Source organism: Clostridium pacaense, from assembly GCF_020709765.2.
In the GTDB taxonomy this organism is placed as follows: Bacteria; Bacillota; Clostridia; order Lachnospirales; family Lachnospiraceae; genus Enterocloster; species Enterocloster hominis.
In genome coordinates this window covers 1-26,495 of sequence record NZ_JAJFEB020000006.1, presented here as the reverse complement: position 1 = coordinate 26,495, position 26,495 = coordinate 1, and the positions used below count along the sequence as shown (strand labels likewise).

The window sequence follows — 26,495 nt, the reverse complement described above, 5'->3', positions numbered from 1 at the left end:
ATCCCCATATGAAAAATTGGTAATTTGTGGATTATCATGTGATAAAGCGCTTTATCACATTAATAATTCCCTGTTTTTGCTTGTTCGAGCTGGTTATGCTTAAATTATTATACGATTTGTACATGTTTGTCAAGATATTTTTTAAAATTATTCAGCATTATTTTTTACTTTTCACTTTTATCAAAATAAATATTGACATTTTCCATTAAATCTCCCATAATATCTATAGGTTATCCGCTTTACCAAGCGTATTACACATTGCTGGAAAACCAGAATTTAAGATAAATGAGGGATTTGCATGATAACAACAAAGGACATTGCCGAACTTGCGGGGGTATCCCCCACCACGGTTTCCCTGGTGCTCAACAACAAGAAGCACCGCATCTCACAGGAGACCTGTGACCGTATCCTGCGGATTGCGCAGGACCTGGGTTATACGCCCAACCAGATTGCCGTATCGCTGGCCACCAGGAAGACCAACACCATTGGGCTTATACTGCCCGACATTACCAACATGTTCCTGTCCACCATAACACACAGTGTGGAGCGCACCGCCTATAACCACCATTATGGCGTATTCCTGTGCGATGCGGACAATGATGTGGATAAGACCCTGTACTATATTGACGTACTGCAGAAGCGCTGCGTGGACGGCATCATCATCATACCGCCTGCAACCATCAACGAGGGGGATTATCCCAAACGCTGCTCCGATATCCTGAACCGGTGCCAGATTCCCTATGTACTTCTGGAATACGCCATCCATGATATTTTCCATGACTTCATTACCCTGGACAATGAGATGGGGGGATACATGGCCACAAAGCATCTGCGCGACATGGGCCATACCAGGATCGGATGTATCACCGGTCCCATGTCAGAATACGGGGCCAGGCGCCGTCTCAATGGTTATAAGCAGGTGCTGGAGGAAAGCCGCATTGCCTACAACCCGGACTATGTTAAATACGGCACCTTCCAGTATGATTCCGGTTACCAGCTTGCCCAGGAGCTGCTGGCTACTGATATAACGGCTATGTTTGTAAGCAATGACATGATGGCCATCGGGGCTTATAACGCCCTGGAACGGAAAGGCGTGCGTATACCGGAGGATATTTCCATTGTGGGATTTGACAACATTCCCCTGCTGGAAACCATGAACATTCCCTTAACGACCGTCAACCAGCCCCATGCAGCCATGGGCAAGAAGGCATTCGAGGTGCTGCTGGGACGGATTGATGACCCGGATAAGCCACACAGGGATTACTATTTTACCCCCAGTCTGGTGGAGCGCACATCCGTATTGAATCTGGATCCGCAGTAAACATCCGTGATTGTCCTGCATCACCCGTCCGTCTCCCTGGTCCAGACCTCCACCAGGTCCTCAACCAGCAGCAGCCCCAGCGGCCCAAGGATAAACCCGAAAAATCCAAACAGCTCCAGCCCCACATACACGCTTGCCAGGGTTTCCAGGGGGGACAGGCCCACCTGGCCTCCCATCATGCGCACCTCCAGTATCTGGCGCACGAAATAGCAGACCAGGTAAAGGCCTGTCAGTATGACCGCCTGTTTCCAGTCCCCTGTCAGCAGTTCCAGGAAGGCCCACGGGATGAGCACGGTGCCTGTGCCGAATATGGGAAGGGCGTCCAGGATCCCGATGCCGATACCTGCCATGATATAGTATGGATTGCCGATTATGAACATACCTGCAATGCACAGTCCTGTGGTGATGAACAGGATGATGCCCTGGCTTTTAAACCAGGCTTTTCCCGTCTGTACCAGCCGCCCCCCAATGAGGTTGAATTCCTTCCTGAAGGTTGACTGGTCCCGCCTCGTCCTCAGGTCCTCCATTTCCTGCAGGCTCAGTATGGCTGCCAGGAACACCACCAGGCTGATGATGGCCCATTTTGCCAGACAGGCAATGATGGTCAGCGAGTTGGTCATCAGGAACGGCATGGCAGCTGTCTTTCCCGTGTCCACCAGCTGATAAAGCATTTCCCCGGCCAGGTCCGCCACACAGTCATATCTCAGGCCAAAGGCAGTTTCCACACGGTGGCAGCTTCCGGTCAGCCATATATCAAAACGGTCTATCCACGCAGGAAGGTGCATCATCAGCATTTTCCCTTCCGCACACAGCTTGACAGCCCCCATATACAGTCCTGTCCCCAGAATGGATATAAGTACCAGAAACTCTGCGCCCCCAATGACCCCGATGGGCATATGGAAGGTCTTTCCCTTTACATGGATCCGCATCCTGTATGCCAGGAAACGGGCGGAGGGACGCAGGAGAAGGGCGAATATATAACCCGCTAAAAAAGGAGCCACGAGGGGCAGCAGGTATCTAAACCCAGCATACACCGCTCCCGTGGTTCCTGTTATGATTAATAATTTCTTCAGTTTCTTACCCGGCTTTTCCATGGACTCACCTGTTTCTGATTCGTACTTCCTTTGTACCCTCTTAGTATGAGCCGATGGTTGGAAAATATACCAGCTGATTTTTCTCAAAATCTGGATGGATATCCTGCATTAATTCTCATTATTTTTAATCATTTCCTTTATCATGTTCCTGTTAAATGTCATATGCATCATCATGGCTGACTTTGCTCCCATGGGATCCTTTTCCTCTATGGCGTCCGTCACGGCCCTGTGGGTCATGATGGTTTCCGCTGTCAGCCTTCTGTGGGTCACATTCACGAACATCATGACCGCCGTATCAATCAGGGGTATCAGCTGTTCCACCACCTTGTTGCCCGAACATCTGGCAACCCCGGTATGGAATGCAATATCCTCTTCAATATAATTTTCGTCATTCTCAATCTTATATTCAATGATACGGCAAAGCTCACGAAGCCGTTCCACATCCTCCTGGCTGGCATTGAGGGCAGCCATCTCGGCAATTCCCGGTTCCAGTATCATACGGACATTCACCAGGTCCAGGGCCAGGGCCATCTTGTCCTCCATCGCCCCCAGCCCCAGAGGATCCATGTCCACAGGCGTGGTGCTTACCACATAGGTGCCGGACCCCCTGCGCACCTCCAGGATTCCCCTGGAAACAAGAAGCTTCACAGCCTCCCTGACCGTGCTTCTGCCTACCCCGAACTTTTCTCCCAGTTCAAATTCATTGGGCAGCCGGTCCCCTAAGGCAACCGGTGTGTTTAATATATACTGGAATATCTGTTCCTGAACCTGCTCTGCAAGCAGTTTTCCCTTTAAATTAACTGAATCATCCATGTCCTTACCCCCGCGGTGCAGGATCGGCAGCTGCTGCTTCCTGCATTTTTCTGTGATAATTGTATCAAAAATCACAGCTGTATACAAGTGCGGCATCCATTTCAAGAAATTCTTCCTATTTACCCCATGCCGATGTATAATAAACGTGAAATATCTCTTTAACCGTTAATACTTTGAAAGCCATTGAATGTAGGAACGAGGAGAAACAGCCATGACTGCTGATAATTTAATCAACCTGCTGGATGCGCTGACCGAAACCAGCATTTATGTGATAGAAGAAGATTCCCACCGTCTCCTTTACTTTAATAAGCGCTGTCAGGAAACCGGGCGGCTGAAGGCAGGACTTGGCAGCCCATGCCACCAGGTGTGGCCTGAGCACTGTGACAATTGCCCATTAAGCGCGTTGGGCGATGGACGGTCCAGCCATATATTATCCTATGATCCCCTTCTTAAAACAACGGTTGATGTCACTGCCAACCGGATTATCTGGGATGGCCATATCAACGCAGTTGTCATAACAGCCACGCCCCACCGGATGAGCTTAAAAGAGGAACAGGGGCTTTGGAGGTTCAGCCGGATATATGCCCAGAGCCTTGTAACTGTTTTCGGGGAATGTATTATTGTCAACCTGACCGCGGACTATTATGTCAACTGTCAGAAGGATGCAATGTGGACCGATATTCCGGAACACGGTAATTTCGATTCGGAGAACCGCAGATATTCCAGGCAGGTCCTGCACCCGGATGACCTGGAGCAGTTTGAGCAGTATTTTACGCGGGCATCCATGCTGCGTATATTCGGGACCGGAAAAAAACAGATTACCAGGCGCCTGCGCCGTCTGACCAAGGACGGCACCTATCATATCGTGGAGTTTACCGCCGCCAAGGTGGAGCCTCCGGCTGAAACAGGCTGCTGGTGTGTCCTGGTTTACCGGGATATCCAGGACGAATACATGCTGGAGCAGCGGCGCAATGTCGAAATCAGCCAGCTGGCAACAGCGGCCCGCACAGCCTACCAGATGCTGATTGCGGTCAATCTGACCCGCAACACCTATGATATGCTGGAATATAACCGTTATCCTGTCAGTAAACCGGCTGAATCCGGTTATTTTACCGACCTGATAGCTGCCGAATATGAAACAGTGCACCCTGATTATCAGAAGGAATTCATGGACAAATTCTCCCGCCAGTCATTGATGGACGCATACAGGGGCGGCCAGCATATCGTATCCATGAAAATACCCCACAGAGGCACGGACGGCCTCTACCACTGGAGCCATACCGAGGTAGTCCACGTGGAAAGCCCTGACACGGATGACCTGATTGAGATTACCCTGTCCCGCAGCATCGACGAGGACCGCAGGATACAGGAGGCTGCCATTGAGAAGGAACGCCAGGCCAAACAGCTTCTTGAGGAAGCGCTGCAGAAGGCGGAAAATGCCAACCATGCCAAGAACGATTTCCTTTCCAAAATGAGCCATGACATCCGGACTCCCATGAACGCAATCATCGGAATGACCCAGCTGGCCCGGCTGCATACAGGGGAGGAGGAGCGGCTGAAGGATTACCTTGAGAAGATAGCCAATGCCAGCACCCATCTCCTAAGCCTGATTAATGAAGTCCTGGATGTGAGCAAGATTGAGAGCGGCACCGTGAAACTGGAAGAGAACGAATTTAACCTGAACCATCTGCTGGAGGATGTGGTGGAGATGGTGCGTATTTCCCTTGACCAGAAATGCCAATCCCTGTCCGTCCATATAGAAGAGGGGCTTCATCCCCAGGTACTGGGCGATGAGCGGCGGCTGAAACAGATACTGGTCAATATCCTGGACAATGCCTCCAAGTACACACCGGAGGATGGCAGGATTTCCATACGGCTGAATGAACTTAACAAAATGACCCAGACCATGGGGACCTACTGCTTTATTATTGAAGATACCGGAATCGGCATGAAGCCGGAGTATATTGAACACATATTTGAGCCCTTCAGCCGGGCGGACGACAGCCGGACCAGCAAGACCGTGGGGACCGGGCTTGGCATGACCATTGTGAAAAACCTGGTTTCCATGATGGGCGGTGATATCCAGATAGAAAGCGAATATGGAAATGGCACCCGTTTCCTCATTACACTCACATTGACCAAATGCGGCGCCCCGCCTGTCATTCCCGGTAAAAAGCCCAATCTGCCTGAAACATTTCCCGGACTGCGCGTCCTGCTGGCAGAGGACAACGAAATCAACCAGCAGATAGCCGTGGAAATGCTGAGTCTTTTGGGCGCCACGGTGGATACCGCTGAAAACGGCCGGGTGGCGGTTGATATGGTCCTCTCCCATCCGCCTTTATACTATGATATTATTTTCATGGACATACAGATGCCGATAATGAACGGGTACGATGCAGCCCAGGCAATCCGCAGCAGCCAGATGGAGTACATCCAGGAGCTGCCCATCATTGCCATGACGGCTGACGCCTTTGCCGAGGATGCCAAGCGCGCCCGGCTTTCCGGAATGGACGGACATCTTGCCAAGCCGGTTTCCATGGACCAGCTTAAGAATGCGCTTTCCAGCTGTCTTCTCTGGAAGGAGAAGAACCAGCGCAAGGAGGCTGCGGGGGATGGATGTCAGGAGGATTGATGCGGGGGATGGAGCGGGGTTGGCAATGGTTGGTATGATTGCCTTTAAAATGGTTCTTTCTGAAAAGCAATACACTGCTTTTCAGAATTAAATAGAAGGATTGTTCAATGAATTGTCTTCTAAGCTAACTACTATTCCTATTAGCAAAATTCGTAGTATGATACTATTTTAATCACATATAATATGATTGAACGTACCTTGATAACCTACGTGGCTCAAGGGCATGACTTTTAGAGGAACTGGTTTAGTACCGGTTCCTCTATTATTTTAATCTAATATTGTACTCAAAAAGCAGGATAGGTGTGGGAACCCAGCAATCATGCTGGGTTCCCACGTTATTTTCATTATTCCCACTCAATCGTAGCCGTTGGCTTCGGGCTTATATCATAGCATACCCGGTTCACATTCTTAACTTCCTTCAAAATCCTGTCCGTAATCTTCTGCAGCACGTCATAGTCAATGCGCTCAATGGTGGCTGTCATGGCATCCACCGTATTCACGGCCCTGATAATCACAGGGTAGTCAAAGCAGCGCGCATTGTCCCTTACGCCCACTGACTTAAAGTCCGGCACAATGGTAAAATACTGCCAGACCTTCTTGTCCAATCCGGCATTGGCGAATTCCTCGCGCAGGATGGCATCGGATTCCCGGACTGCTTCCAGACGTTCCCTTGTGATAGCGCCAAGGCAGCGTACTCCCAGGCCAGGGCCGGGGAATGGCTGACGGTATACCATGTCATAAGGAAGCCCCAGTTCCAGGCCGCAGGCCCGCACCTCATCCTTAAACAGCTGTCTCAGCGGCTCAACCAGTGTGAAGTCCAGGTCCTCGGGAAGCCCGCCTACATTGTGGTGGGATTTGACTACCTTGGCTGTCTTGGTTCCGCTCTCAACAATGTCCGGGTAAATGGTTCCCTGTGCCAGGAAGTCGATTCCCTCCAGCTTCCGTGCTTCTTCTTCAAACACGCGGATGAACTCGGCGCCGATGATCTTGCGCTTCTGCTCCGGGTCAGCCACGCCCTCCAGTTTGCCAAGGAAACGCTCCACGGCATCCACATATACCAGGTTGGCATCCATCTGGTTTTTGAATACTTCGATTACGCTCTCAGATTCACCTTTTCTCATAAGGCCGTGATTCACATGGACACAGGTCAGCTGCCTGCCGATTGCCTTAATCAGAAGGGCCGCAACAACGGAACTGTCCACGCCTCCTGACAGGGCCAGAAGCACCTTCCTGTCCCCTACCTGTTCACGGATCAGTTCTACCTGGTCAGATATGAAGTTCTTCATATTCCAGTTGGCCTGGGCACCGCATGTATCAAAGACAAAGGAACGGAGTACCTGGGCTCCATCCCCATCCCAGCCGCTGATGGAACACTCACATGCCGCAGGTGCATGGTCTGCCGCCATCACAGGAAAACCAGCCTCATAAATCTCAGGCAGCACGTCAATGGAAACGCCATCCACCACATGATTGGGGCCGCCGTTGATGATGACACCCTTTACATTGGGCAGCGCCTTAAGTTCCTCCGCAGTAATATCATGGGGATAAATCTCGCTGTAAACACCCATTTCCCTGATGTCCCTGGCCAGCTTGGTGTTCTCAGAACTTCCCAGGTCCAGAATCACTATCATATCCTGTTTCATCGTTTGCCTCCTAGTTCATTTGTATTATTTTTTTATTTTCTTCATTATACTATGCCCCGGGCCTGGTTACAAGCAGGAATGTCCTGCGTGGGCGTATCCTTTGGCTGTGATGTTAAAATGGACAGGACCCTGCATTCCTGCATGACGGCCTGTTTCCATGGCCTTGGGTTCTGTCCATAATTATTCTGTGGGTTGTGCATGATTTATATGGCTGGTATATCGCTATACCTGCTATTGTGTCTCTTCTCCGAGATAAGCCAGTACCGCCCTCAGGCAGCCTTCTACGCCAACCGGGCCGCTGTCCAGGCACAGGTGGTAGTTCTGGGCCCTTCCCCATGTGTTGCCGGTGTAGTACTGGTAGTATTCTTTCCGCTTGCGGTCTACTTCACGTATACGGCGCTCCATCTCTTTCCCGTCTGACTCAGCTTCTGATTCCAGCTCCAGCATGCGCTTGATCCTGTCTTTCATTTTGGCATAGATGAACAGGTTCAGGCTGTCGGTCAGTATCATATCCGCGCAGCGCCCCACTATGATGCAGGGTCCGTGGGATGCCAGCCTGCGGATTACATTGGACTGGGCTACAAATATCTGATCGGACATGGGTATCTGGTACACTTCTGAAAATGCGTGGTAGAACTGCCTGTCCAGGGGATCGTGCACAACGATATGCTCGTCATAATGCTGGAATGCATCCTCTGCAATATTGATATCGTCTGCTGCCATGGAAATCAGTTCCTTGTCATAAAAGGGAATCCCCAGCTTATCAGCCAGCTTTACTCCCAGTTCACGGCCTCCGCTTCCGAATTCACGGCTTATTGTAATGACCTTATCCATATAGCACCGCCCCTTTCTGTTGGATGGTTGGTTGTTGTGTGACTTGTAGGTAATGGCGATGGGGTGAGGGGATGGGGCCGGGGTGTGCGGTGGAAATGGGGCACAGGGGCCGGGATGCACGGGGACCTGGACATCCGGTGGAGCTGTGATGCGCGCTGGCCGGGATGCCGCGGCCGCTGGGTGTGGCGCGGGGGCCGGGTCCGCAGTGCGCGCTCAATTCCGCTGCGCTCCATTTCGCTCACGGGCTTCGCCCTATACAAAAAGCGAATCAGAAAATTCCTTATGTGCAAGCACAACGGGATTTCCTGTTTCTCTTTTTGTGCACTGCTCATTGCCTACGTGGACATTATACCACACTTCCCAGTTAATTCCTATGCCTAAAATCTCTTAAGATTTTGGAGGCTTGGATCAGGATGGTCGGGATTACTGCAAGCAGGCAGACGCTTCCGATCTGGGATGGGGTCAGGGGGGTGACGGAAAATAATTTCTGTAAAAATGGTACGAACATTACAAGGCCCAGCAGACAGACTCCGGCGGCAAAGGCGCCCAGGCTGTACCAGTTGCTGGAAAAGCCTAATTTGAAGATGTTGTGCCTGCTTCTGCAGTTGAAGCCGTGGAACAGCCTTGCAAGGGTCAGGGTGGAGAAGGCCATGGTGCTGGCTATGCCTGCATTTCCACTCCCCAGTCCCATATGGAAGGCAATCATGGTACAGACTGCAATGATGCCGCCCTGGGTGAGGATGGTCAGCATGAAGTCTTTTGTAAGGATTCCTGTCTTTGGATCCCTTGGCTTTTCTGACAGTAAATCCTTTTCAGCCGGCTCCATTCCGATGGCAATGGCTGGCAGGGAATCGGTCAGCAGGTTGATGAACAGCAGATGGACCGGGGCAAACGGCACCGGCAGGGCCGCCACGGAAGTGTACAGCACGGACAGGATGCCCGCCATGTTGCCGGAAAGCAGGAACTTAATCGCGTTCTTGATGTTACGGTATACATTCCGGCCATTGGCGACTGCCTTGATGATGGTTGCAAAGTTGTCATCCGTCAGGATCATGGCCGCCGCGTCCTTGGAAACCTCGGTTCCCGTGATACCCATGGCAACACCGATGTCCGCCTTCTTAAGTGCAGGCGCGTCATTGACGCCGTCGCCTGTCATGGCTGTGATGGAACCTCTTCTCTGCCATGCGTCCACGATACGGATCTTATTCTCAGGCGACACCCTGGCGTATACGGATATGCTGGTGATATCCTTATCCAGCTCCTCTTCTGTCATGGCATCCAGCTCACGGCCCGTCATGGCAATATCGCCTTCTTCAAAAATACCAATCTGCTTTGCAATGGCAGTTGCAGTAATCTTATGGTCGCCTGTAATCATCACCGGTTTGATTCCGGCCCTCTTTGCATCGGCTACCGCTGCCTTGGATTCCTCCCTTGGCGGGTCCATCATGGAGATAAGGCCCAGGAACGTGAATCCATTTTCATTATCCAGTGACAGCGTGTAATCCTCTGCCACTTCCTTGTATCCAAATGCCAGGACGCGAAGCCCTTCCTGGGAAAATTCCAGGTTCTTCTGAAGGATTGCATCCTTATCCGCCTGGGTGATTTCCCTGATTCCATCTTCCAGCCTGATATTCACCGTGCGGTCCAAAAGCACGTCCAGGGCGCCCTTTGTCAGTACGGTGGGCACATCGTGAAGTTCGTATTTTGTACTCATCAGTTTACGGTCTGAATCAAAGGGAATTTCTTCCAGACGGGGCATCAGTTCCCTGAGGAGGTTTTCATCCACAGTGGCCTTGCGCCCCATTTCCACCAATGCAAACTCTGTCGGGTCGCCGATTCCCTTTCCGTCCACAATGGACGAATCATTAGTCAGGATGGCGTCATAGAGCAGGTAGCGGTGAAGCTGGTTGCACAGGTCCAGACGGTCGATGGAAATGGTTTCATTATTAACATAGATATTCTGAACCGTCATCTTATTCTGGGTTAAGGTACCTGTCTTGTCGGAACAGATGACAGATACACAGCCCAGGCTTTCCACTGCCTTCAGTTCTTTGATGATGGCATGTTCCCTTGCCATTTTCTGCGTTCCCATTGCCTGGACAATGGTTACGATGGAGCTGAGCGCCTCAGGGATTGCCGCAACTGCCAGCGCAACCGCAAACATCAGTGAATCCAGAATTGGCATGTCGCGGTACAGGCTCAGCAGGAACACAAGCGCGCAGATTACCATGATGGCCATGGCCAGACGGCTGCCGAACTGGTCCAGGCTGATCTGCAGCGGGGTCTTTTTCTCCTTCGTGGCGTTCATGAGGGCTGCTATCTTACCGATTTCCGTTTCCATTCCAGTGGATGTCACCAGCACCACAGCCCTTCCGTAGGTCACAAGGCCGCTGGAATATACCATATTGGCCCGGTCTGCCAGGGCGCAGTCATCATGGATCAGGCCGTCGCTTTTATCCACATTGGTGGATTCCCCTGTAAGGGAGCTTTCGTTCACCTGCAGGGAATAATTTTCCAGTATCCTTCCGTCAGCAACCACCAGGTCCCCGGCCTCCAGGTACAGGATGTCGCCCGGAACCACCTGCGCCGATGGAACCTCAATCTTATGTCCGTCCCTCATCACCTTGGCGCTGGGCGAAGACAGGGATTTAAGGCTGTCCAGGGATTTCTCCGCTTTTGCATGCTGCACGGTTCCCAGGATTGCATTAAGTACGATAACGGCGATGATCACGATAGTGCTTTCCACATTGCCGCTTACCATGGATATAAGTGCGGCAATGATCAGGATTACCACCAAAAGGTCGCAGAACTGCTCAAAAAACACCTGAAGGGTGCTTTTGCGCTTACCCTCCTTAAGGACATTTTCCCCTTTCTCAGCCAGCCGCTTCCCGGCCTCCTCACCGGACAGCCCATGTTCCGTTACATGAAAATGCTCCAGTAGCTCTTCCTTTGTCTGTTGATACCATTCTTTCATATGCTTTCCTCCTTATTCAGTACATCTCCGGCGCCATCCCCGGGTACTTCAGGATGAGTGGTTCCCAAATACCCTTTGGTCTTCTGCATAAAAAAAGACTTCCATGGATGGCTTGCCAGAATATGTAACATATCTGCAAGCCACGCATAAAAGTCTTGTAACCGTATCGGCATATATTGCCAGGTTCCGTGCAGAACCGAGGTTGTTGACAATATATTTAAACTACTCCCTCTTTAGCTGTGTTGCCTTGCTTATGAAGTTTTAATGAGTTTATCCCTTTTTTGAATAAATGTCAAGGGGAAAGCGGAAAATTTTTGCTATTTCAGTAAATCCAGTACGTCGGCCTGGGCTTTGTCGCAGGCTTCCTGCGCCGTCATCTCGCCTGCCTGTGCACGTGATGCATAGCTTCCCATTATATCCAGCATCTGGTTAATCTGCTCGTGGGGCGGTGTCCACTGAAGGCCCCTCTTAACAAGGCCGTTGGCCTTCTCCAGTGCTGCCAGCTGTGCCGGATAGGACGGATTCTCCTTTATCAGCTCTTCGTTCTCATATACGGAATACCTGGTTGCAGCGCCGCCGTTCTTTACGTATTCCAGACTCTTCTCACGGCTTGTCATATACATCATGAACGCCCATGCCGCATCCGGGTTCTTGGCGCCGTTGGGTATGGAAATGTTCCAGTCTGCCAGGGCTGCCGACTCTCCTGCCGGTCCATCGGGCGGTGCTGCAAATGCTACCTTGTCGTAAACCTTTGACTTCTGCGGATCCGTAATCGCAGAAGCTATTGCGGTTGCATCCAGCCACATGGCTGTCTTGCCTGACATAAATGCCCCAAGGGCTTCCTCATGTGTATAAGTCGAAACATCTGGCGGTGCGCACTCCAGCATGTCAAGATACCATTGCAGGGATTCCACCACTCCCGGGTCGTTAATTTTAGGCTCCAGTGTTTTCTGGTCCATCATGCCGTCACAGAATGCATACATGGTGGTCAGCCATCCGGACGCAAAGTGGATTCCTCTCTGTGCCCTCAGGGCAACCCCATACAGACCATCCTCTTTGCCATTAAAGAATCTTGCCAGTTCCAGGAATTCATCCATGGTTTTAGGCGGCTCCTTGCCGTATTTCTCAAACAGGTCCGTCCGGTAGGCGAGGAACCTGGTTTCGCCTGCTATGGGAATGCCGATGGTTTCCCCTTTGTATTGGCCCAGGTCGCAGTAGGCAGGAATCAGGTCGGCTTTGTCATACCATTCCGGTGTTTTCTGAGGGTCATTCATATAATCATCAAGGGGCTGGACCACGTTCTTAGCTCCATATTCCGCATTCCAGAAACTGTCAACCATGAAGACATCATAGCTGTGCGCACCCTGGAAGTCCAGAAGCTGTTTGTTCTTAAGATAGGTCTGCTCCACCACATCCCACTCCACCTGAATACCTGTTAAATCAGTAAATTCTCCAGCCATTGTCTGGAAGGCTTCGGTTGATGGATGGGATGCCATGGATACAACAATCCTGGTACCATCATACTGTTCCTTCATCAGCTTGCCCCAGCCCTCCATGGTTGAAGCATCCGCGGCGGCTTCCGTGCCCTCTTGAGCGGCAGTATCCTGGGCTTCGGTCCCTGATTTCGAGGTGTCTGCAGGCGCGGATGAAGCAGGCGCCCCCTTGCTGGCAGAGCAGGCTGTCATTGACAATACAAGCATCAATGCTGTTGCCGTCGAATACAACTTTCTTTTCATAGCATTTCCTCCTTATTTTAAAAATTACATTTGTTAACCCTTCACTGCTCCGAATGTTAAGCCGCGTATCATATATTTCTGGACAATTATCCCAAAGAGGATTACCGGAAGACTGGAAAGTACCCCGGTCGCTGCCATCTCTCCCCATTTTGTCCCTGACACGGACAAGAAAAGCATGACAGAGGTAGGAACTGTCTTGGCATTTACACTGGTAAGGAAGTTTGCAAAGACAAATTCGTTCCAGGAATTAATAAGGCAGAATATTGCCGTTGCTGTCAGTCCGGGAAGGGACAGCGGCAGTATCAGCTCTTTGAAAACCTGAAGTCCATTGCACCCATCAATCTTACCGGCCTCCTCAATCTCCATTGGTATGTCTTCAAAGAATCCACGCATCATAAGGATTGTGAACGGTATGTTAAACAGCAGGTAACAGATTATCAGTATCACCCGTGTATCAAGAAGCCTGGCCGCCATTGCCATCAGGAAGTATGGGATTACAATGGCCATGGCCGGCAGCATCCTCTGGCTTAAGACCAGAAAAGCAGTGTTCTCCCTTTTCTTCCAGTTAAATCTTGCGAATCCATATGCTGCAAAGGAACCGATTACCAGGGATACAATGGTAGAAACCACAGATACGACAGCGCTGTTGGCAAAATAATCCAGTATATGGGCATTCTTTATGATACTGGCATAGTTCTCCAGGGTTGGCTGGAATATAAACTTTCCCGGATCAAAAATATCCACACGCGGTTTCAGGCTGATTAATACCATCCACAGATAGGGAGCTATAAAAAACAGGCATACAATGAAAAAGATAATTCCTTTTCCGATTCCCAGAAAAGCCCTTTTGTTTTTTCTGCTCATCTTCACGGCTTAGTCCCCCTTTCTCTGGTAATGGATCAGGAGCTTGCTGACCATGGTGGAGATAACCATCAGTATGATGGCATTGGCAGCCGCCCTTCCAATCAATCCGTTCTGTGCATTTGCCAGCCTGTAAATATGCAGGCTGAGGAATTCCGTAGAATTTCCCGGACCGCCCTGGGTCAGGACAAACGGCATGTCATATATCTTCAGCGAGTCTATGGTCCTGAATATCAAGGTCAGGAAAATCAATGGCCGGAGTGACGGAAGCGTTATATAGCGGAACAGCTGGAATGCGTTGCCGCCGTCAATCCTGGCCGCCTCATACTGATCCGCAGGCAATGAGCACAGTCCTGCATAGCTGATTAAAGATACAAACGGTGTCCATTGCCAGACATCCGCCAGGACGACAGATGTGAATGACAGATTGGCGTCCAGCCACGTTACATTTGATATGCCCACCAGATTCAGGAAATAATTTACAATTCCATATTCTGAATTCAACATTAGTTTCCAAATATTTCCAGCAATACTGGGCGTCATCACAATTGGTATGATTAATATAGCAAATACGACCGGCTTCAGCTTGAACTCCGAATCACACAGCAGCTTACCAATCATAAACCCAAGCACCATCTCAATTCCTGTTGTAATGACCATGAATTTAAGGCTGATATAGACAGCATTCCAGAAGTCAGGATCCCTGCCGGAGAACAGGCGGATGTAATTATCAAACCAGACTAGACGGATACGCCCCAGATCCCACCCCAGCTGATAATCCGTAATACTGATAAGGTACAGGAAAACTGTCGGAAATACCGTCAGTACCGTCATGATGGCCATGGCTGGTGCAATATACGGTATATATGGCTTTTTCTTAATATAACGTTTCATCATATTGCCCAATCCCTCTTTCTATTGCTCACACAGCTGTCTGGCATCGATTGAAATAAACTGCCTCGAATCCGCAGCCTCTTTCGCAGCCCATAATATTTTCATGGTACCTTCAACAGAGACCAGGTTTGACTGTTCTGGTTCCTTATGGCATTTTACACATTCCACGAAATATTTAAGTTCTTCTTCATACCCGTCCTCATGTTCCAGATTGATGCACTGCTTTTCGTTTCCGCGGATCAATTCCAGACAATCTCCTCCGGAATATGTAATCATCCCGGTGTCCCCCACAATCTCCAGCAGGGATTCCAGGCCCCCGTCATGGAATCCTTCGGGCATTCCCCAGGAACCCACCACATTGGCACAGCAGCCGCCGTATACTATGTTGAGGATTCCATGAAGGGTTGTCTCCTCCCTCTCCACGATTTTACAGGACACCTGTTCCGGTGTTCCCAGCAGCCAGTATAGATAGTCTATATCATGTATGCACAGATCCATCAGCAGCCCGCCGCTCTGTCTGTTGTCCATAAGCCAGTTTCCCTTTGACCAGGAAGGCATCTTCTGTCTCCTGAAACATGTAATCAGCCTTGGTTTGCCAATCACGCCGTCAAGTACCATTTCCCTGGCCTTCACATACCCATTCCAGAACCTAAGGACCTGGCCCACCATCAGATGGCATGTCTTTGTATCTGCAATGCGGCAGAGTTCATAATAATCATCCTTTGTAAGGCATACCGGCTTTTCGCAGAATATATAGTCACATATGTCCATGGCCTGCTCAATGGCTTCCCTGTGCAGATACGTTGGAAGGCATATGTCAATCACATCTACCTGTTTTCCCTCCAGCCCGCTCAGGCTGTCTACGGCCCTGCACCGGAACCTCTCAGAAAATTCAGCCGCCTTTCCCACATCCCGTTCAACTATATATGCTATCTCAACATCGTTTCCCATCCCTTTATAGGCCTGGCCATGAACCTGTCCCATCTTCCCGGCACCCCATATAGCCACCTTCATAAATAACCTCCACAATCATGTCCGTTGGAATATGCTGTCAAAATCCTTACAATATGCTCTCTAAATATTCCTTTCCATCGATAATCTCCTGCTTTTGTCTCTCATTGCCGGCTTCTATCTCATATTCCACGGAAATAGGACCGTTATATCCAATCTCCTTCAGCTTCCTTATGAACCTGGGGAAATCCACCTTACCTTTTCCAATGGGATATTCACATCCTAGCTCATATCCTTTTTCAGGATAGCTTCCATCCTTTGCATGTACACTGCGCACATATTGTCCCAATACGTCCAGGCCATCCACCGGATTGGCATTGCCATACATCATGAGGTTGGCGGGGTCATAATTAACAAACAGATTGTCGCTTCCCACATCCTCAATCAGGCGCCGGAGCACGATTGGCGGTTCCTGCCCTGTTTCCATTAAGAAATTCTGCCCATGCTTTTTCAGTTCCGATGTAATATATCTCAGCGCACTTACCACACCTGTGTAATTCACGTCCCTGCAGTTAGTAGGAACAAAACCAAGGTGGGTAATGATATCCCTGATTCCGAGTATCCTGGCATATTCTGCCCCATCCAATAGGTTCTTCACACGGGATGACCTGTATTCCGGCGGAACAATTCCCAGAATGGAAGGGCCTTCGGCAAAGTCCCATTTAACCGGACCGTGCCAGCCGCACCACAGTCCGGTTGCCTCCATATCTAATTGTTCCAGAAGTTCCTTAACATACCCTGCATGTTCCCTGCACAGATGGGACATATCCCAAAGCTGCAGCTGGCAGTTATGAAAACCGCTGTCCTTTGCCCAGCGGAGGGTCTCCTTAAGGTCTTCCCCCATAATGACTGCAATTCCCAATGGTTTCATAGGCTTCCTCCTTTACCTGTCAATCCACATCATTATCCGCAAAACAGCTGCGAAGGTTCCATGTCATTGAATTTAAAATAACGGTTAATATAGTATTTGGCAGCTCCCCTGACAACCGATGCCTCCCCCAGCTTTGTGTAAACCACATCCACATCCGATACGAACTGGCGGAAACCAAACTGCCGCATCTTTCCCTTCAGCAATTCCAAAAAACGGTCTCCCAGCTTGCGTCCTATTCCTCCAATAATGACCAGCTCCGGATGGAACAAGGTAATGGCATTGCAAAGGGCATATGCAAAATCCTCTGCCATATAAGACATGAGTTTTAACGCGTCCTCATCCTCTGCCCGCACCAGGGCCGCCAGGTCTTTGAACAGCAGCTTTTCCCCGGATGATTTTGGCACATCAAGACCAAATTCCTCAAACAGCCTTGGAAGCGCCAGTTCTCCAATCTGGTTCTCAAGACATCCCCGATTGCCGCAGGCGCAGGGGTATCCATTCCGGTCCACTGAAAAATGCCCAAACTGTGTTGCCATCCCGCTGGCCCCGCTAAGAAGATGGCCGTCGTGGATAATGGCCGCACCAACCCCGTCATTGATGTTAATATAAATGTAGTTCTCCCCATCTAGCTTCCCAAAGGCCGTTTCCGCGTAGGCAAAACATGCCGTGTCGTTTAAAATGGCCAGGGGATACCCGTCCAGCATACTCCTCAACCGGCTGATCTTATAATTTCCCTGGCTTTCCGTGGGCAGTACCACGGATATGATTTCATCATGTTTTTCATCAATCATCCCGGGTACAATCACGCAGACGCCCATTACATGGATATCCACACATTGCGCTTCCCTGAATTCCTCAAAATATCCTTTTAATTCTGCCAGGGCATCTCCTGTGTTCTTCATGTCGTATTCCCTGCACAGCACAATATTCATGGCCGAATCCACCAGGGCAATCTCAAGGTTATCTTTATGCCAGTTTAAAACAATCACATAATTGGTACTGTTATTGACAGTAAGGCTGTTCGGCTTTCTTCCCTGACGGTTGCTTTCTGATGCGCCTTCATCTATTACAAACATTTCCTGCATCATCTCATCCACCAGGGCCGAAACCGTTGTCTTGCTGAGTTTGAGCTGTTCCGCAATCTGTGTCCTGCTGATTCCGGGAAAATCCTCTATGAGCTGGTATATCTGTTTTTTATTGTTATCTTTGATTAGAAGCTGGTTATATTTTTTCACCAAATCTCCCCCTCCATTAATTTGTTCAGTGACATTACTAAATATCTTGAGTATAGCATACAGTTGTTTATTTCGCAATACCCAAATGCAAAAGAACATGATGCAAACGAATTTGAAAAAGGACCGCTTCCCTGCATCCCGCAAAGCCGTGGTCCTCAATCATCCCTATGTCATCATGTCATCCTCCAGGTTCCACCCTCCGATATGACCATATCCACCGCCTGGTCATGTTCTTCCACCGGTATGTCATCCCGCATGATCCTTTCCCTGCATATGACCGCCTTCATTCCTTCCACACGCCCCAGATAACGGTCATAATACCCGCCTCCGTACCCCAGGCGTTTGCCCGTATGGCTGCATGTACAGCATGGGATGACCGCCAGGTCAATCTCCTCCGGCTGCACCCTCACCGCATCATTCCCCGGCTCTTGAATGCCGTAACTGCCCGCCTCCAGATTGTCCAATGAATCAATCAGGCACGCTTCCATCACTCCCTTTGATATACATTTCGGAACGGCAACCCGCTTTCCCTGCTTTAATGCATCGGTAATTATGGGCCTGGTATTAATTTCCTCCTGGGTTCCCACAAAGATGAACACCGTCCGCGCCTCATGATATTCATCCAGCCCAGTCACCGTCTGGCAGATGGCCCGGTCTGCCTGTATACAGTATTCTTGGCTCAGGCCGGAAACCTGGAGCCGCACGAGTTTCCTCAATTCCTGCTTCCTGTTTTCCTGCCTTTTCCTACTATCTTCCTGTTTCCTTCCCAGTTCTTTTTTACTAGTCAGTTCTTTTTTCCTATCCTCTTCCTTTTTCCTATTCCCATCCATTCCCGGCACTCACTCCCACGTCTTCCACACATCCGGCTGATACCCCACCGTTGCTTTGGCTCCATTCCTCACAATCGGTGTCTTTAACACTTTCTGATTCTCCAAAACCTTCCCGTCCCTGTCCTCCGCCGCGATATACTGAATCAGTGCCAGAAGGTCCTTATCCTTACACTCCTTATCAATCATAGCGTCCAGCCCCCCGACCGCCTGTTTTACCCGGTTGAATTCACCCTTGCTCATGCCCTTTTCATTCAGGTTGATGGACTGGAACCGGATTCCCCGTTCCTTAAAATACCGCTCTGCTTTCTTTGTATCAAAGCACTTGGATTTTCCAAATATCTGTATGTTCATATCCGCTCTCCCGTGGTCACATCCTGTTTGGGCATTTCACCATTTTACCGTGTAAATGGCGCAATGCCTGTATTTTATACCACATTATAACAGACGGGACGGTATCCATCAATTGATTTCATTGATAATGCCATCATGCCTGATAATCCTTGCCTGACAGCCCATATCTAGCAGCCCTTGCCTAGTACCCCACTTCTGGCAGCCCTTGCCTAGTAACCCACACCTAGCAGTCCTTGCCTAGTAACCCACACCTAGCAGTCCTTGCCTAGTAACCCACACCTAGCAGCCCTTGCCTAGTAACCCACTCCTGGTAGCCCTTACCTAATAGCCCATACCCAATAGAAACCCGGAAACCACAAAAGTCCTGCCCCGGCCATCAAACGGCACCGGGGCAGGAGCTTTCCTTCGTCAGGACATTATGGCCTGTTTAAACATTCATTCCTGCCATCTGTACATCCCACTTCGCGGCATATCTGGTCTCAATTCGGTCAACGCAGCCCGCGCCTCCCTCATCGGAACAGATTTCCTACAAAACAGGGCGCACATCTGACAGAACGCACGTTTCAAACACGCCCTAATTAACTACAGCTTCAGGAACGCTTTTTTTTAAATGGTTGAAAATCCAGGTATGCATTTTTATGAACTGACCGCAGATAATGGCATTAATCAGGGTGCCTTCACGTATGAACATGATCTTTCCTAAGAATACCAAGCCGATGACAGCGGATATGACAAGCAGGCCGCAGTCCACCATGGATTTTACATTTCCCCACTTCATGCGGGTCCTCTTCACCACCACACTGTTGAATGCATCGGCGGGCATCAGGATTAAATCAGCTTCAATCATAAGGTACAGGCCAAGGGCCAGGACCGCGCATCCCAGTACCAGGAGGCAGAGCCTTAATACATAATTCTCCACTGTCAGGAAGCTGAACAGATACAGGTTGGCGTCCAGGAATATGCCGGAAATCATGGCCGGAATCAGCTGTGTGAAGTTCTTCAGCCGGAAATCTTTTGGCAGTACCACAAATTCCCCAAAGAACATGACAAAGTTCAGGAGGAAGGAATATGTGCCCTGGGTAAGCGGAGGATACACCACGGTCATGACCCTTGTAAGGCTGCTGATGGGAGAGAGGCCCACTCCCGCCCGTATGGTAAGGGCGATACCGGTGTTCATGATGAAAATGCCTGCCAGATAGCTGAGCCAGCGGCTCAAAGGGATATTTTTCTTTTCCATAAAGATTCCTCTCCTCCTGATTATTCCATGAAACGGAAGCGGTGCAGGGAAATGAACAGGCTTAACAGCTTATTGACAACCGGCTCTCCCTCGTTGTGATTGCCCAGCTTCTCAAGTTCAGCATCAATCTCATCTGCATGTGAGGTCAGCTCGTCAATGGTCATATTGGCCATCATCCCGTAAATCTCAATAGGCATTACGGATTTGATTTCCTGATTATCGGTCACAATGCATGCGCCGGAGTATTTATCTACTTCCTTTGCGCAGAAGCACATTTCCTCACTGTCATTTCCAACAATGACAAGATAGGGGACAGGAGCCGGGAAGGAGGTGCACACAGCCCCGCTGTCAACGGTCACGCCCTTGAACAGGCCATTGACAATATGGCGGCTGCCGTCCGCGTAACGGCGTACCACGGACAGGCGGCTCAGCCTTTGTCCCTCATACTCGGGAATGATTTTCCCATCCTTCATGGGCACCCAGATTTCCTGATAGAATTTGGCATGGCCCCTGCCGTACACATCAAACAGGTATACCTTTGCCTGGGTCTTATCTTCGGATACCTCCATGGGCACAAGGTCAAGCTGCTGTGGAGTCAGGTCATCCAGCCCGGCAACGCCCTTGGTCACCATGCAGGAGTAATCATTGTCAGCATTTTTCAGAAGCTTCTTATCCTTGGCAATCAGCTCGCCATCCTTGAATACGAACAGGGGATTGATTTTGGATAAGCTGTCTGTCAGCACGATATCTGCAAAACGGCCGGGAGTAAGGGAACCGATCTGGTCATCCATGTGGTAATATCTGGCTGCGTTAAGGGATGCCATCTTGATGGCCTTGATTGGATTCAGGCCCATCTCGGCGCACAGGGACACAATCCAGTCCATATGGCCCATTTTCAGCAGACGCTCAATGGAAATGTTATCGCAGCACAGCGTGAAGTTCTCAGTGGGGAACTTGCGGTCCACAATGGCGCGGATTAATGTCTTTATTACCTCATTGCTGCCCACGCCGAATTTAATCTGGGTGCAGAAGCCGTAGCGGATGCTCTTTGCAATATCATCCCCGTTCCACACATCATGGTTGTTGGTAACGCCGATTGCAGGAAGATAATTAAGGGTCATCTGCGGGAGCGCGGTCAGGCCCCAGTGTCCATTGATGAATCCGCCTTTTTCCCTTACCCATGCAGCCTTCTGGAAATCATCCTCATCCCCTGCGCTGTATGTAAAATGTTCAAATTCACCCAGCCCGATGACCGGTTCCATATCAAGGACCGCTTTTGTCACGGATGCATCCGTTTTCTTTCCCGGTGCAAATGCAAAGAGGCGGTATGGAAGCTTGTCATAGTCATGGAACAGATCCTTTGCTGCCTGGATGCCGTCTTTGCCCGCTGAACTGAGGATATCAAGACATTCCGCGAAAATCGTGGTTGTGCCGCAGGGCACCATGGCCTCTGCAAGGGCCACCGGATTTGCCAGCTGTGATTCAAAGTGGAAATGGCAGTCAATCAGTCCCGGGATTGCATACAGCCCCTGTCCGTCAAACACCTCTTTTGCCTTGACAATGCTCTCATCCGGATTTAACGCCACAATCCTTTTGTGGTAAATTAAAAGGGAACCGCTGTAAACCGTCTCACCGTGGACATCCAGTATGTTCAGGTTCTTCATTAGTAAATCTGCTTCTTTCCTGCCGTGCAGCACATCAAAGATTGCGTGTACTTCCTCCAAATGGTTCATTGTTGCTTTCATCATAATTCCTGTCTCCTTTTATCATTTTATTCTATATAAGCAGGGCCCCCACCCTGGTCTTATCCTGATTTTATTTTCATGTTTTATGTAAAGTGAAACGTTTAACTAAATGAGAAAATATTCAATCCTTAAAATCAGGTTACATGGTAATTTTAAGGATTGCATTATAATTGCGGCTACGCTACCCGGTCACGTTGATTCCCGCTCTACCAATCTCACAGGCAGCACGGTTACCGGTTCAACTTTTTTCTTATGTATCTGGCTTAGGATCAGCTCTGCGCCTTTACGCCCCATCTCCTTATCCCCAAAATCCAGACAGGTCAGTTCCGGTGTGGAAATCTCAGATATAAGGGAATAACCAAAGCCAATGGCTGCAATATCCTCTGGTACACGGACGCCTCTTTGTATCAGGCGCTTTGTCAGGTTCGCTGTCAGAAGCTCACTGAGGACAAACACACTGTCCGCCTTTTCCTCCAGGAGCCGGTCAACACACCGGTCCATATCCATATACCCGTCCAAATCAATCATGATCAGTTCATCTGATTCCGGGTATGCATCTTTGTACGCATTAATATTGGATTGTATGAACTCGCTGCTTTTATTCTTATAGACAAATGCCGTCCTCTTCCTTCCCTTCCCGCGAAGATGCTCCGCTGCCAGGCCTCCTGCCTTCATGAAGTCCGGGTAGATGAGGGGATAGCCGTTATACGGGATCTGGCGGTTCATGTACACCACAGGGATGTTCCAGTCCAGCAATATCTGTATGCTGTCCTTAAAGGACATGTCATAAGAAAGGCCGATGAATATGACGCCTGCCACCATGTTCTCCCGCATCAGCTGCAGCACCTCCCGCTCATCCAAGTTCAGGTGGTTCACCTCATAGATGAACAGATTGTAATGGTGGTTTCCTAATATCTCGCCAATACCCGCTGTCATGGCTGCATAATATAGATTATCAATCTTTGGCAGGATGACGGCCACGTTGGTGGTCTCATTGCGCTTCAGGGACTTGGCAACCACGTTCGGGACATATCCCAGTTCCTTAATGGCCTGGCGGATACGCTCTTCTGTCTCCTTCTTGATAACGATATCGCTGTTAAGATATCTGGACACAGTGCATACACTGACATCTGCCAGCTTCGCTATATCTTTCAGAGTTGCTATGACTTTCTCCCCTTTCTTTCCTATTCAGTTAAACGTTTAACTGATTGTTTAAATTAACAAGTTGAAAACTCGCTTTCAACTATGGTCATACTATAGCATAAACAATTAGAGCTGACAAGTGGTTTTATTATTTTTGTATATCATGATAAATTTTATATGCTTTTGTTGTACACCATGCACAAAATTCTCGAGTCGGAATGAATTTGAAGGAAATGTGTTTGAAAAATTCTTTCCGTCAGCTGTTCATCCCACTTTGTGGGAAATCCGATTCTGACGCGGAAAGCGTTGCAGGTTTCATTGACCGGATCAAGGCTAAATCCAGGTCAGGCTATAAAAAAGAAAACGGGGCCTCATATGCCAGAAGCATGGAAGGCCCCCAATCATCCAATCCTCTTACTAAGAGATTATCCCGGTCCGCCACCCGGACATGGTATCCTCCCTGAGAAGGAACTGGTTCCCATCCATATCCTCGAACTGGAACATATTTCCATAAGGCATCCTCTTAATCTCACCCACGCTGACGCCCTTTTCCAACAGTTCTTTATAGGCCTCCTCAATATTATCCGTACTCATCATGACAGAGGGGTGGCCTACATTGACCTTTGGGTTCTGGGCCTCCATCAGCTTCTTATCGTACAGTACAAATACGGTTCCGTCCCCTTGGGCAGGCCCCACTTCAATCCACTTCATATCCGGCCCCATCTGCTCCTCAGCCCGTACCTCAAATCCGGCCTTTTCAGTCCAGAAAGCCTTGGCTTCTTCCTGATTGTTAACATAAAGTGTGATTTTAGATATTGCATGAATCATCGCCATTTCTCCATTTCTGCCTTTCATTCTCAATCTGTTATTCAGAATGCCCTGGAAATGGGATTTTCATGCAATGTTATCACGACTTAATGGCCCAGCGCATCTTGGTGGACCTGGCGCGGCTGTTCATGCTGCACTCTTCTGCGGACGGGCGGATCACATCCCCGGCAATCTCACTGTAAATACCCTGCCGGTACAGATCCTTAAATGATTTTTTAACAATCCTGTCTTCCCCGGAGTGGAAGGTCAGGACAGCCACACGTCCGCCCTTTGCAAGCACGCCCGGAAGCTTTTCCAGGAACTGGTACAGAACCTCAAATTCACTGTTAATATCAATGCGCAGGGCCTGGAATGTCCTCTGGCAGGATTTCTTAACCGCCTCCTTCCGGTCTGATTCCGGAATAAATGAAAGCGTCTGTTCGATTGTTTCCCTGAGCTGGGTCGTGGTGTCAATCCCGTCCCCCCGCTTAATCCGGTTCACAACCGCCCTGGAAATCTCCTCTGCATATGGCTCGTCTGAATTCTCGATTAGCATTCCCGTCAGTTCTTCCCTGGAAATATGTCTCAGCCGCTCCGATGCAGGTATGCCACGGCTGGAATCCAGACGCAGATCCAGGGGACCGTCCTTCTTAAAAGAAAATCCCCGCTCCGGGTTATCTATCTGCATGGAGGATACCCCCAGATCGGCCAGCACAAAGTCAAAGGGACCTGTTTCAGCCGCCAGCTGGTCAATATCCGCAAAGTTCAGCTGCCTGATGGTCAGTATCTCCGGGCCGTATCCCAGTTTCCCAAGACGCTCCCTGGTCTTGGCCATCTCTATGGTGTCCACGTCCAGGGCATGAAGATGCCCCTGGCCTTGCAGGCACCTGAGCATTTCCTGGGTGTGACCGCCATATCCAAGGGTGGCGTCCAGTCCGGTCTGGCCCGGCTGGATCTGCAGGAAATCCAGGATTTCCTTTACCATGATGGAAATGTGCATGCCCACCGGGGTGCTTCCCTTGCTGATTACCTTTGCAACGGTTTCCGGATATTTCTCCGGCTGTAATTCTTTATATTTTTCATTGTATTTCCTGGGGTGTGTGCCCTTGTAGCGGACACGCCTCCTGTGCTCCTGGGCCTGATGGCCCTGGCTTTCCTGGGTCTGGTTCTCCTGTCCTCTATTTTCCACGTTTTCCTCCCGATGAATTATCATTTCTTTTATTACACGTATTTATCACTGTTCCTCTGCCGCCTGCTTCATCAGACGCCCGATCCCCTCTTCGGGATAAGACAGCAGCCGTCCAAATTCCACTGCAAGGTCATGGCGCGCCTGCTGTGTGTAGGCATCATCCTGTATCAGGCGCTTCTGCCTCTCCTTTAAACCCAGGTATTGTTCCAGCACATCCTCCGTACGGTAAAAGAGGTAGTTAAATTTATCCTGATTCGCCTTTGCAGGGAACAGGTCCGTGATAAATGCCTGGTCTTCCGGGTAATAGGATATCCCATACTGGCCGCAAAGTCTCTTTACTTCGCCCAGATAGCTGTCCCGCTCCTCCCTGGTGTCACACGGATGGCTCATGGCCAGCTTCTTAAGGCCAGAAGAGACCATCTCGCAAAAGCAGTCCATTACACCGGCCTGGTATGAATATGGGTCAATGGGACGGGTATCCTTCCCATCATCCTTTACTTCCTCATACTCATCCCGGTCCAAGGACAGAGGGATTCCCGACGCGCTGGTCACATTCACCCCTCCGTACCAGGTACTGTCCACTGCAAAGATGTCTCCGGCCTGATATTCCATTGAAAATTCATCATTCTTTTTGATTATGCGGATTCTCTGTTTATCCATGGCGTATGCTCCTGATTCATTGTGATTTTGCTGTTTCTGTCTAAAACCATGACCATGATTAGAAGTATAGCACAGACTGGAAGAAATGATAAGAGGGCGTCATGGATTTCCAGGGGGAAGGAAAGACATCCATGCGTATGTTGTGGGAATCCTATAAACCCACATTAAGTCCTGGAAACAGGCATAGAAATCCTGTCCTGACTGACTTTAATCCAGACAACATCTATGATACTCTGGATTTTTCCCGTTTGATTCTCATTGCAGACAGGGGAATCAATCTGCAATTACATGAATCTTCTTCACGTCACAGACGCGGGAAACGGAAGGTAAAAGATGAAAACGACGCAGGACGGGTAAACCGTTATACAGATGAAACATACCGAAAGATTTACTTTATTTACCACAAACCTTATGATAATATAGTAATATATCACCATATTAAGAAGAAATTGATGGCGCATAGTTGTATACCTTGCTAGAGCGTGTTTGAAAATTCATTCCCGCCGTCTGCACGCCCCACTTCGCGGTATATTTGGACCCGATTCAGTCAGCGTAGCCCGCTACGCCTCCATCATCGGGACCAAATCTCCCACAAAGTGGGACGCACAGCCGAC

At 49.6% G+C, this 26,495-nt stretch carries 26 protein-coding genes; 4 read left to right on the top strand and 22 right to left on the bottom strand.

The features are described from left to right. The first annotated feature begins 298 nt into the window (after positions 1-298). Positions 299-1,321 (top strand): LacI family DNA-binding transcriptional regulator, encoded by a 1,023-nt coding sequence (locus LK536_RS41555; RefSeq protein ID WP_034576986.1) that lies wholly within the window; start codon positions 299-301, stop codon positions 1,319-1,321. 20 nt (positions 1,322-1,341) lie between these two features. Here LK536_RS41555 and LK536_RS41550 read toward each other — a convergent pair whose 3' ends face one another. Both LK536_RS41550 and LK536_RS41545 read right to left on the bottom strand, forming a co-directional pair. Further along, on the bottom strand, positions 1,342-2,502 hold the full coding sequence (locus LK536_RS41550) for an AI-2E family transporter (RefSeq protein WP_506092138.1): 1,161 nt from the start codon (positions 2,500-2,502) through the stop codon (positions 1,342-1,344). 21 nt (positions 2,503-2,523) lie between these two features. Next, complete coding sequence (locus LK536_RS41545; protein WP_034577000.1) at positions 2,524-3,228, bottom strand: FadR/GntR family transcriptional regulator; 705 nt, start codon at positions 3,226-3,228, stop codon at positions 2,524-2,526. 211 nt (positions 3,229-3,439) lie between these two features. Between LK536_RS41545 and LK536_RS41540 the strand changes: the two genes are divergently transcribed. Next, entirely contained in the window at positions 3,440-5,860 is a 2,421-nt protein-coding gene (locus tag LK536_RS41540; protein ID WP_227794505.1) for an ATP-binding protein, read from the top strand. Between the two features lie 344 nt (positions 5,861-6,204). Here the strand turns inward: LK536_RS41540 and guaA are convergent, their stop codons facing one another. The 16 genes from guaA to LK536_RS41460 all read right to left on the bottom strand — a co-directional run bounded on the left by guaA (position 6,205) and on the right by LK536_RS41460 (position 23,515). Next, on the bottom strand, positions 6,205-7,503 hold the full coding sequence (gene guaA, locus LK536_RS41535) for a glutamine-hydrolyzing GMP synthase (RefSeq protein WP_227794506.1): 1,299 nt from the start codon (positions 7,501-7,503) through the stop codon (positions 6,205-6,207). A gap of 231 nt (positions 7,504-7,734) precedes the next feature. Continuing rightward, positions 7,735-8,337, bottom strand: a complete 603-nt coding sequence (locus LK536_RS41530; RefSeq protein ID WP_008724181.1) for a cytidylate kinase-like family protein — start codon at positions 8,335-8,337, stop codon at positions 7,735-7,737. Between the two features lie 364 nt (positions 8,338-8,701). Then, positions 8,702-11,311 (bottom strand): cation-translocating P-type ATPase, encoded by a 2,610-nt coding sequence (locus tag LK536_RS41525; protein WP_025484225.1) that lies wholly within the window; start codon positions 11,309-11,311, stop codon positions 8,702-8,704. 317 nt (positions 11,312-11,628) lie between these two features. Beyond that, complete coding sequence (locus LK536_RS41520) at positions 11,629-13,047, bottom strand: ABC transporter substrate-binding protein (protein ID WP_227794507.1); 1,419 nt, start codon at positions 13,045-13,047, stop codon at positions 11,629-11,631. A 33-nt stretch (positions 13,048-13,080) separates the two neighbouring features. Then, complete coding sequence (locus tag LK536_RS41515) at positions 13,081-13,911, bottom strand: carbohydrate ABC transporter permease (protein ID WP_025484229.1); 831 nt, start codon at positions 13,909-13,911, stop codon at positions 13,081-13,083. Positions 13,912-13,920: 9 nt separating this feature from the next. Then, positions 13,921-14,805 carry a carbohydrate ABC transporter permease gene (locus tag LK536_RS41510; protein WP_227794508.1) on the bottom strand — a complete coding sequence of 295 codons (885 nt, stop codon included), beginning with the start codon at positions 14,803-14,805 and terminating at the stop codon, positions 13,921-13,923. An 18-nt stretch (positions 14,806-14,823) separates the two neighbouring features. Then, positions 14,824-15,816, bottom strand: coding sequence for a Gfo/Idh/MocA family protein (locus LK536_RS41505; protein ID WP_227794509.1), 993 nt, complete (start codon positions 15,814-15,816; stop codon positions 14,824-14,826). A gap of 46 nt (positions 15,817-15,862) precedes the next feature. Next, positions 15,863-16,684, bottom strand: a complete 822-nt coding sequence (locus LK536_RS41500; protein ID WP_227794510.1) for a sugar phosphate isomerase/epimerase family protein — start codon at positions 16,682-16,684, stop codon at positions 15,863-15,865. 32 nt (positions 16,685-16,716) lie between these two features. Next, positions 16,717-17,919 carry an ROK family transcriptional regulator gene (locus LK536_RS41495; RefSeq protein ID WP_227794511.1) on the bottom strand — a complete coding sequence of 401 codons (1,203 nt, stop codon included), beginning with the start codon at positions 17,917-17,919 and terminating at the stop codon, positions 16,717-16,719. 173 nt (positions 17,920-18,092) lie between these two features. After that, positions 18,093-18,749: a 5-formyltetrahydrofolate cyclo-ligase gene (locus LK536_RS41490; RefSeq protein WP_227794512.1), complete on the bottom strand. Its 657-nt coding sequence runs from the start codon at positions 18,747-18,749 to the stop codon at positions 18,093-18,095. Between the two features lie 9 nt (positions 18,750-18,758). Next, on the bottom strand, positions 18,759-19,100 hold the full coding sequence (locus tag LK536_RS41485; RefSeq protein ID WP_008724162.1) for an arsenate reductase family protein: 342 nt from the start codon (positions 19,098-19,100) through the stop codon (positions 18,759-18,761). A gap of 427 nt (positions 19,101-19,527) precedes the next feature. Beyond that, the gene (locus LK536_RS41480; protein ID WP_506092151.1) at positions 19,528-19,584 is read right to left on the bottom strand and encodes a DUF6783 domain-containing protein; all 57 of its coding nucleotides are present in this window, start codon (positions 19,582-19,584) and stop codon (positions 19,528-19,530) included. A gap of 90 nt (positions 19,585-19,674) precedes the next feature. Next, positions 19,675-20,337, bottom strand: a complete 663-nt coding sequence (locus LK536_RS41475) for a YczE/YyaS/YitT family protein (RefSeq protein WP_008724160.1) — start codon at positions 20,335-20,337, stop codon at positions 19,675-19,677. Between the two features lie 20 nt (positions 20,338-20,357). Next, on the bottom strand, positions 20,358-22,085 hold the full coding sequence (locus LK536_RS41470; RefSeq protein WP_008724158.1) for an adenine deaminase C-terminal domain-containing protein: 1,728 nt from the start codon (positions 22,083-22,085) through the stop codon (positions 20,358-20,360). A gap of 186 nt (positions 22,086-22,271) precedes the next feature. Beyond that, positions 22,272-23,228, bottom strand: coding sequence for a LacI family DNA-binding transcriptional regulator (locus LK536_RS41465; RefSeq protein WP_353656134.1), 957 nt, complete (start codon positions 23,226-23,228; stop codon positions 22,272-22,274). A 170-nt stretch (positions 23,229-23,398) separates the two neighbouring features. Next, on the bottom strand, positions 23,399-23,515 hold the full coding sequence (locus LK536_RS41460) for a hypothetical protein (protein WP_420315205.1): 117 nt from the start codon (positions 23,513-23,515) through the stop codon (positions 23,399-23,401). Between LK536_RS41460 and LK536_RS41455 the strand changes: the two genes are divergently transcribed. Continuing rightward, positions 23,465-23,689, top strand: coding sequence for a DUF6783 domain-containing protein (locus LK536_RS41455; RefSeq protein WP_474911605.1), 225 nt, complete (start codon positions 23,465-23,467; stop codon positions 23,687-23,689). The two genes, LK536_RS41460 and LK536_RS41455, sit on opposite strands and share 51 nt — an antisense overlap. On the opposite strand, the gene LK536_RS41450 is transcribed toward LK536_RS41455, so the two are convergent. From LK536_RS41450 to LK536_RS41435, 4 genes are all read right to left on the bottom strand, one after another. Continuing rightward, positions 23,643-24,053 carry a VOC family protein gene (locus tag LK536_RS41450; RefSeq protein WP_008724152.1) on the bottom strand — a complete coding sequence of 137 codons (411 nt, stop codon included), beginning with the start codon at positions 24,051-24,053 and terminating at the stop codon, positions 23,643-23,645. The genes LK536_RS41455 and LK536_RS41450 overlap by 47 nt on opposite strands. 79 nt (positions 24,054-24,132) lie before the next feature. Continuing rightward, a complete protein-coding gene (rsmH, locus tag LK536_RS41445; RefSeq protein ID WP_331471982.1) occupies positions 24,133-25,221 on the bottom strand; it encodes a 16S rRNA (cytosine(1402)-N(4))-methyltransferase RsmH in 1,089 nt (362 codons plus the stop codon). 45 nt (positions 25,222-25,266) lie between these two features. After that, positions 25,267-25,881: a hypothetical protein gene (locus LK536_RS41440; protein ID WP_008724149.1), complete on the bottom strand. Its 615-nt coding sequence runs from the start codon at positions 25,879-25,881 to the stop codon at positions 25,267-25,269. A 438-nt stretch (positions 25,882-26,319) separates the two neighbouring features. Further along, the gene (locus tag LK536_RS41435) at positions 26,320-26,424 is read right to left on the bottom strand and encodes a DUF6783 domain-containing protein (RefSeq protein WP_506092150.1); all 105 of its coding nucleotides are present in this window, start codon (positions 26,422-26,424) and stop codon (positions 26,320-26,322) included. On the opposite strand from LK536_RS41435, the gene LK536_RS41430 reads away from it, so the two are divergent. Further along, the coding region (locus tag LK536_RS41430) for a DUF6783 domain-containing protein (RefSeq protein ID WP_506092149.1) at positions 26,389-26,495 on the top strand (107 nt) is incomplete at its 3' end. The genes LK536_RS41435 and LK536_RS41430 overlap by 36 nt on opposite strands.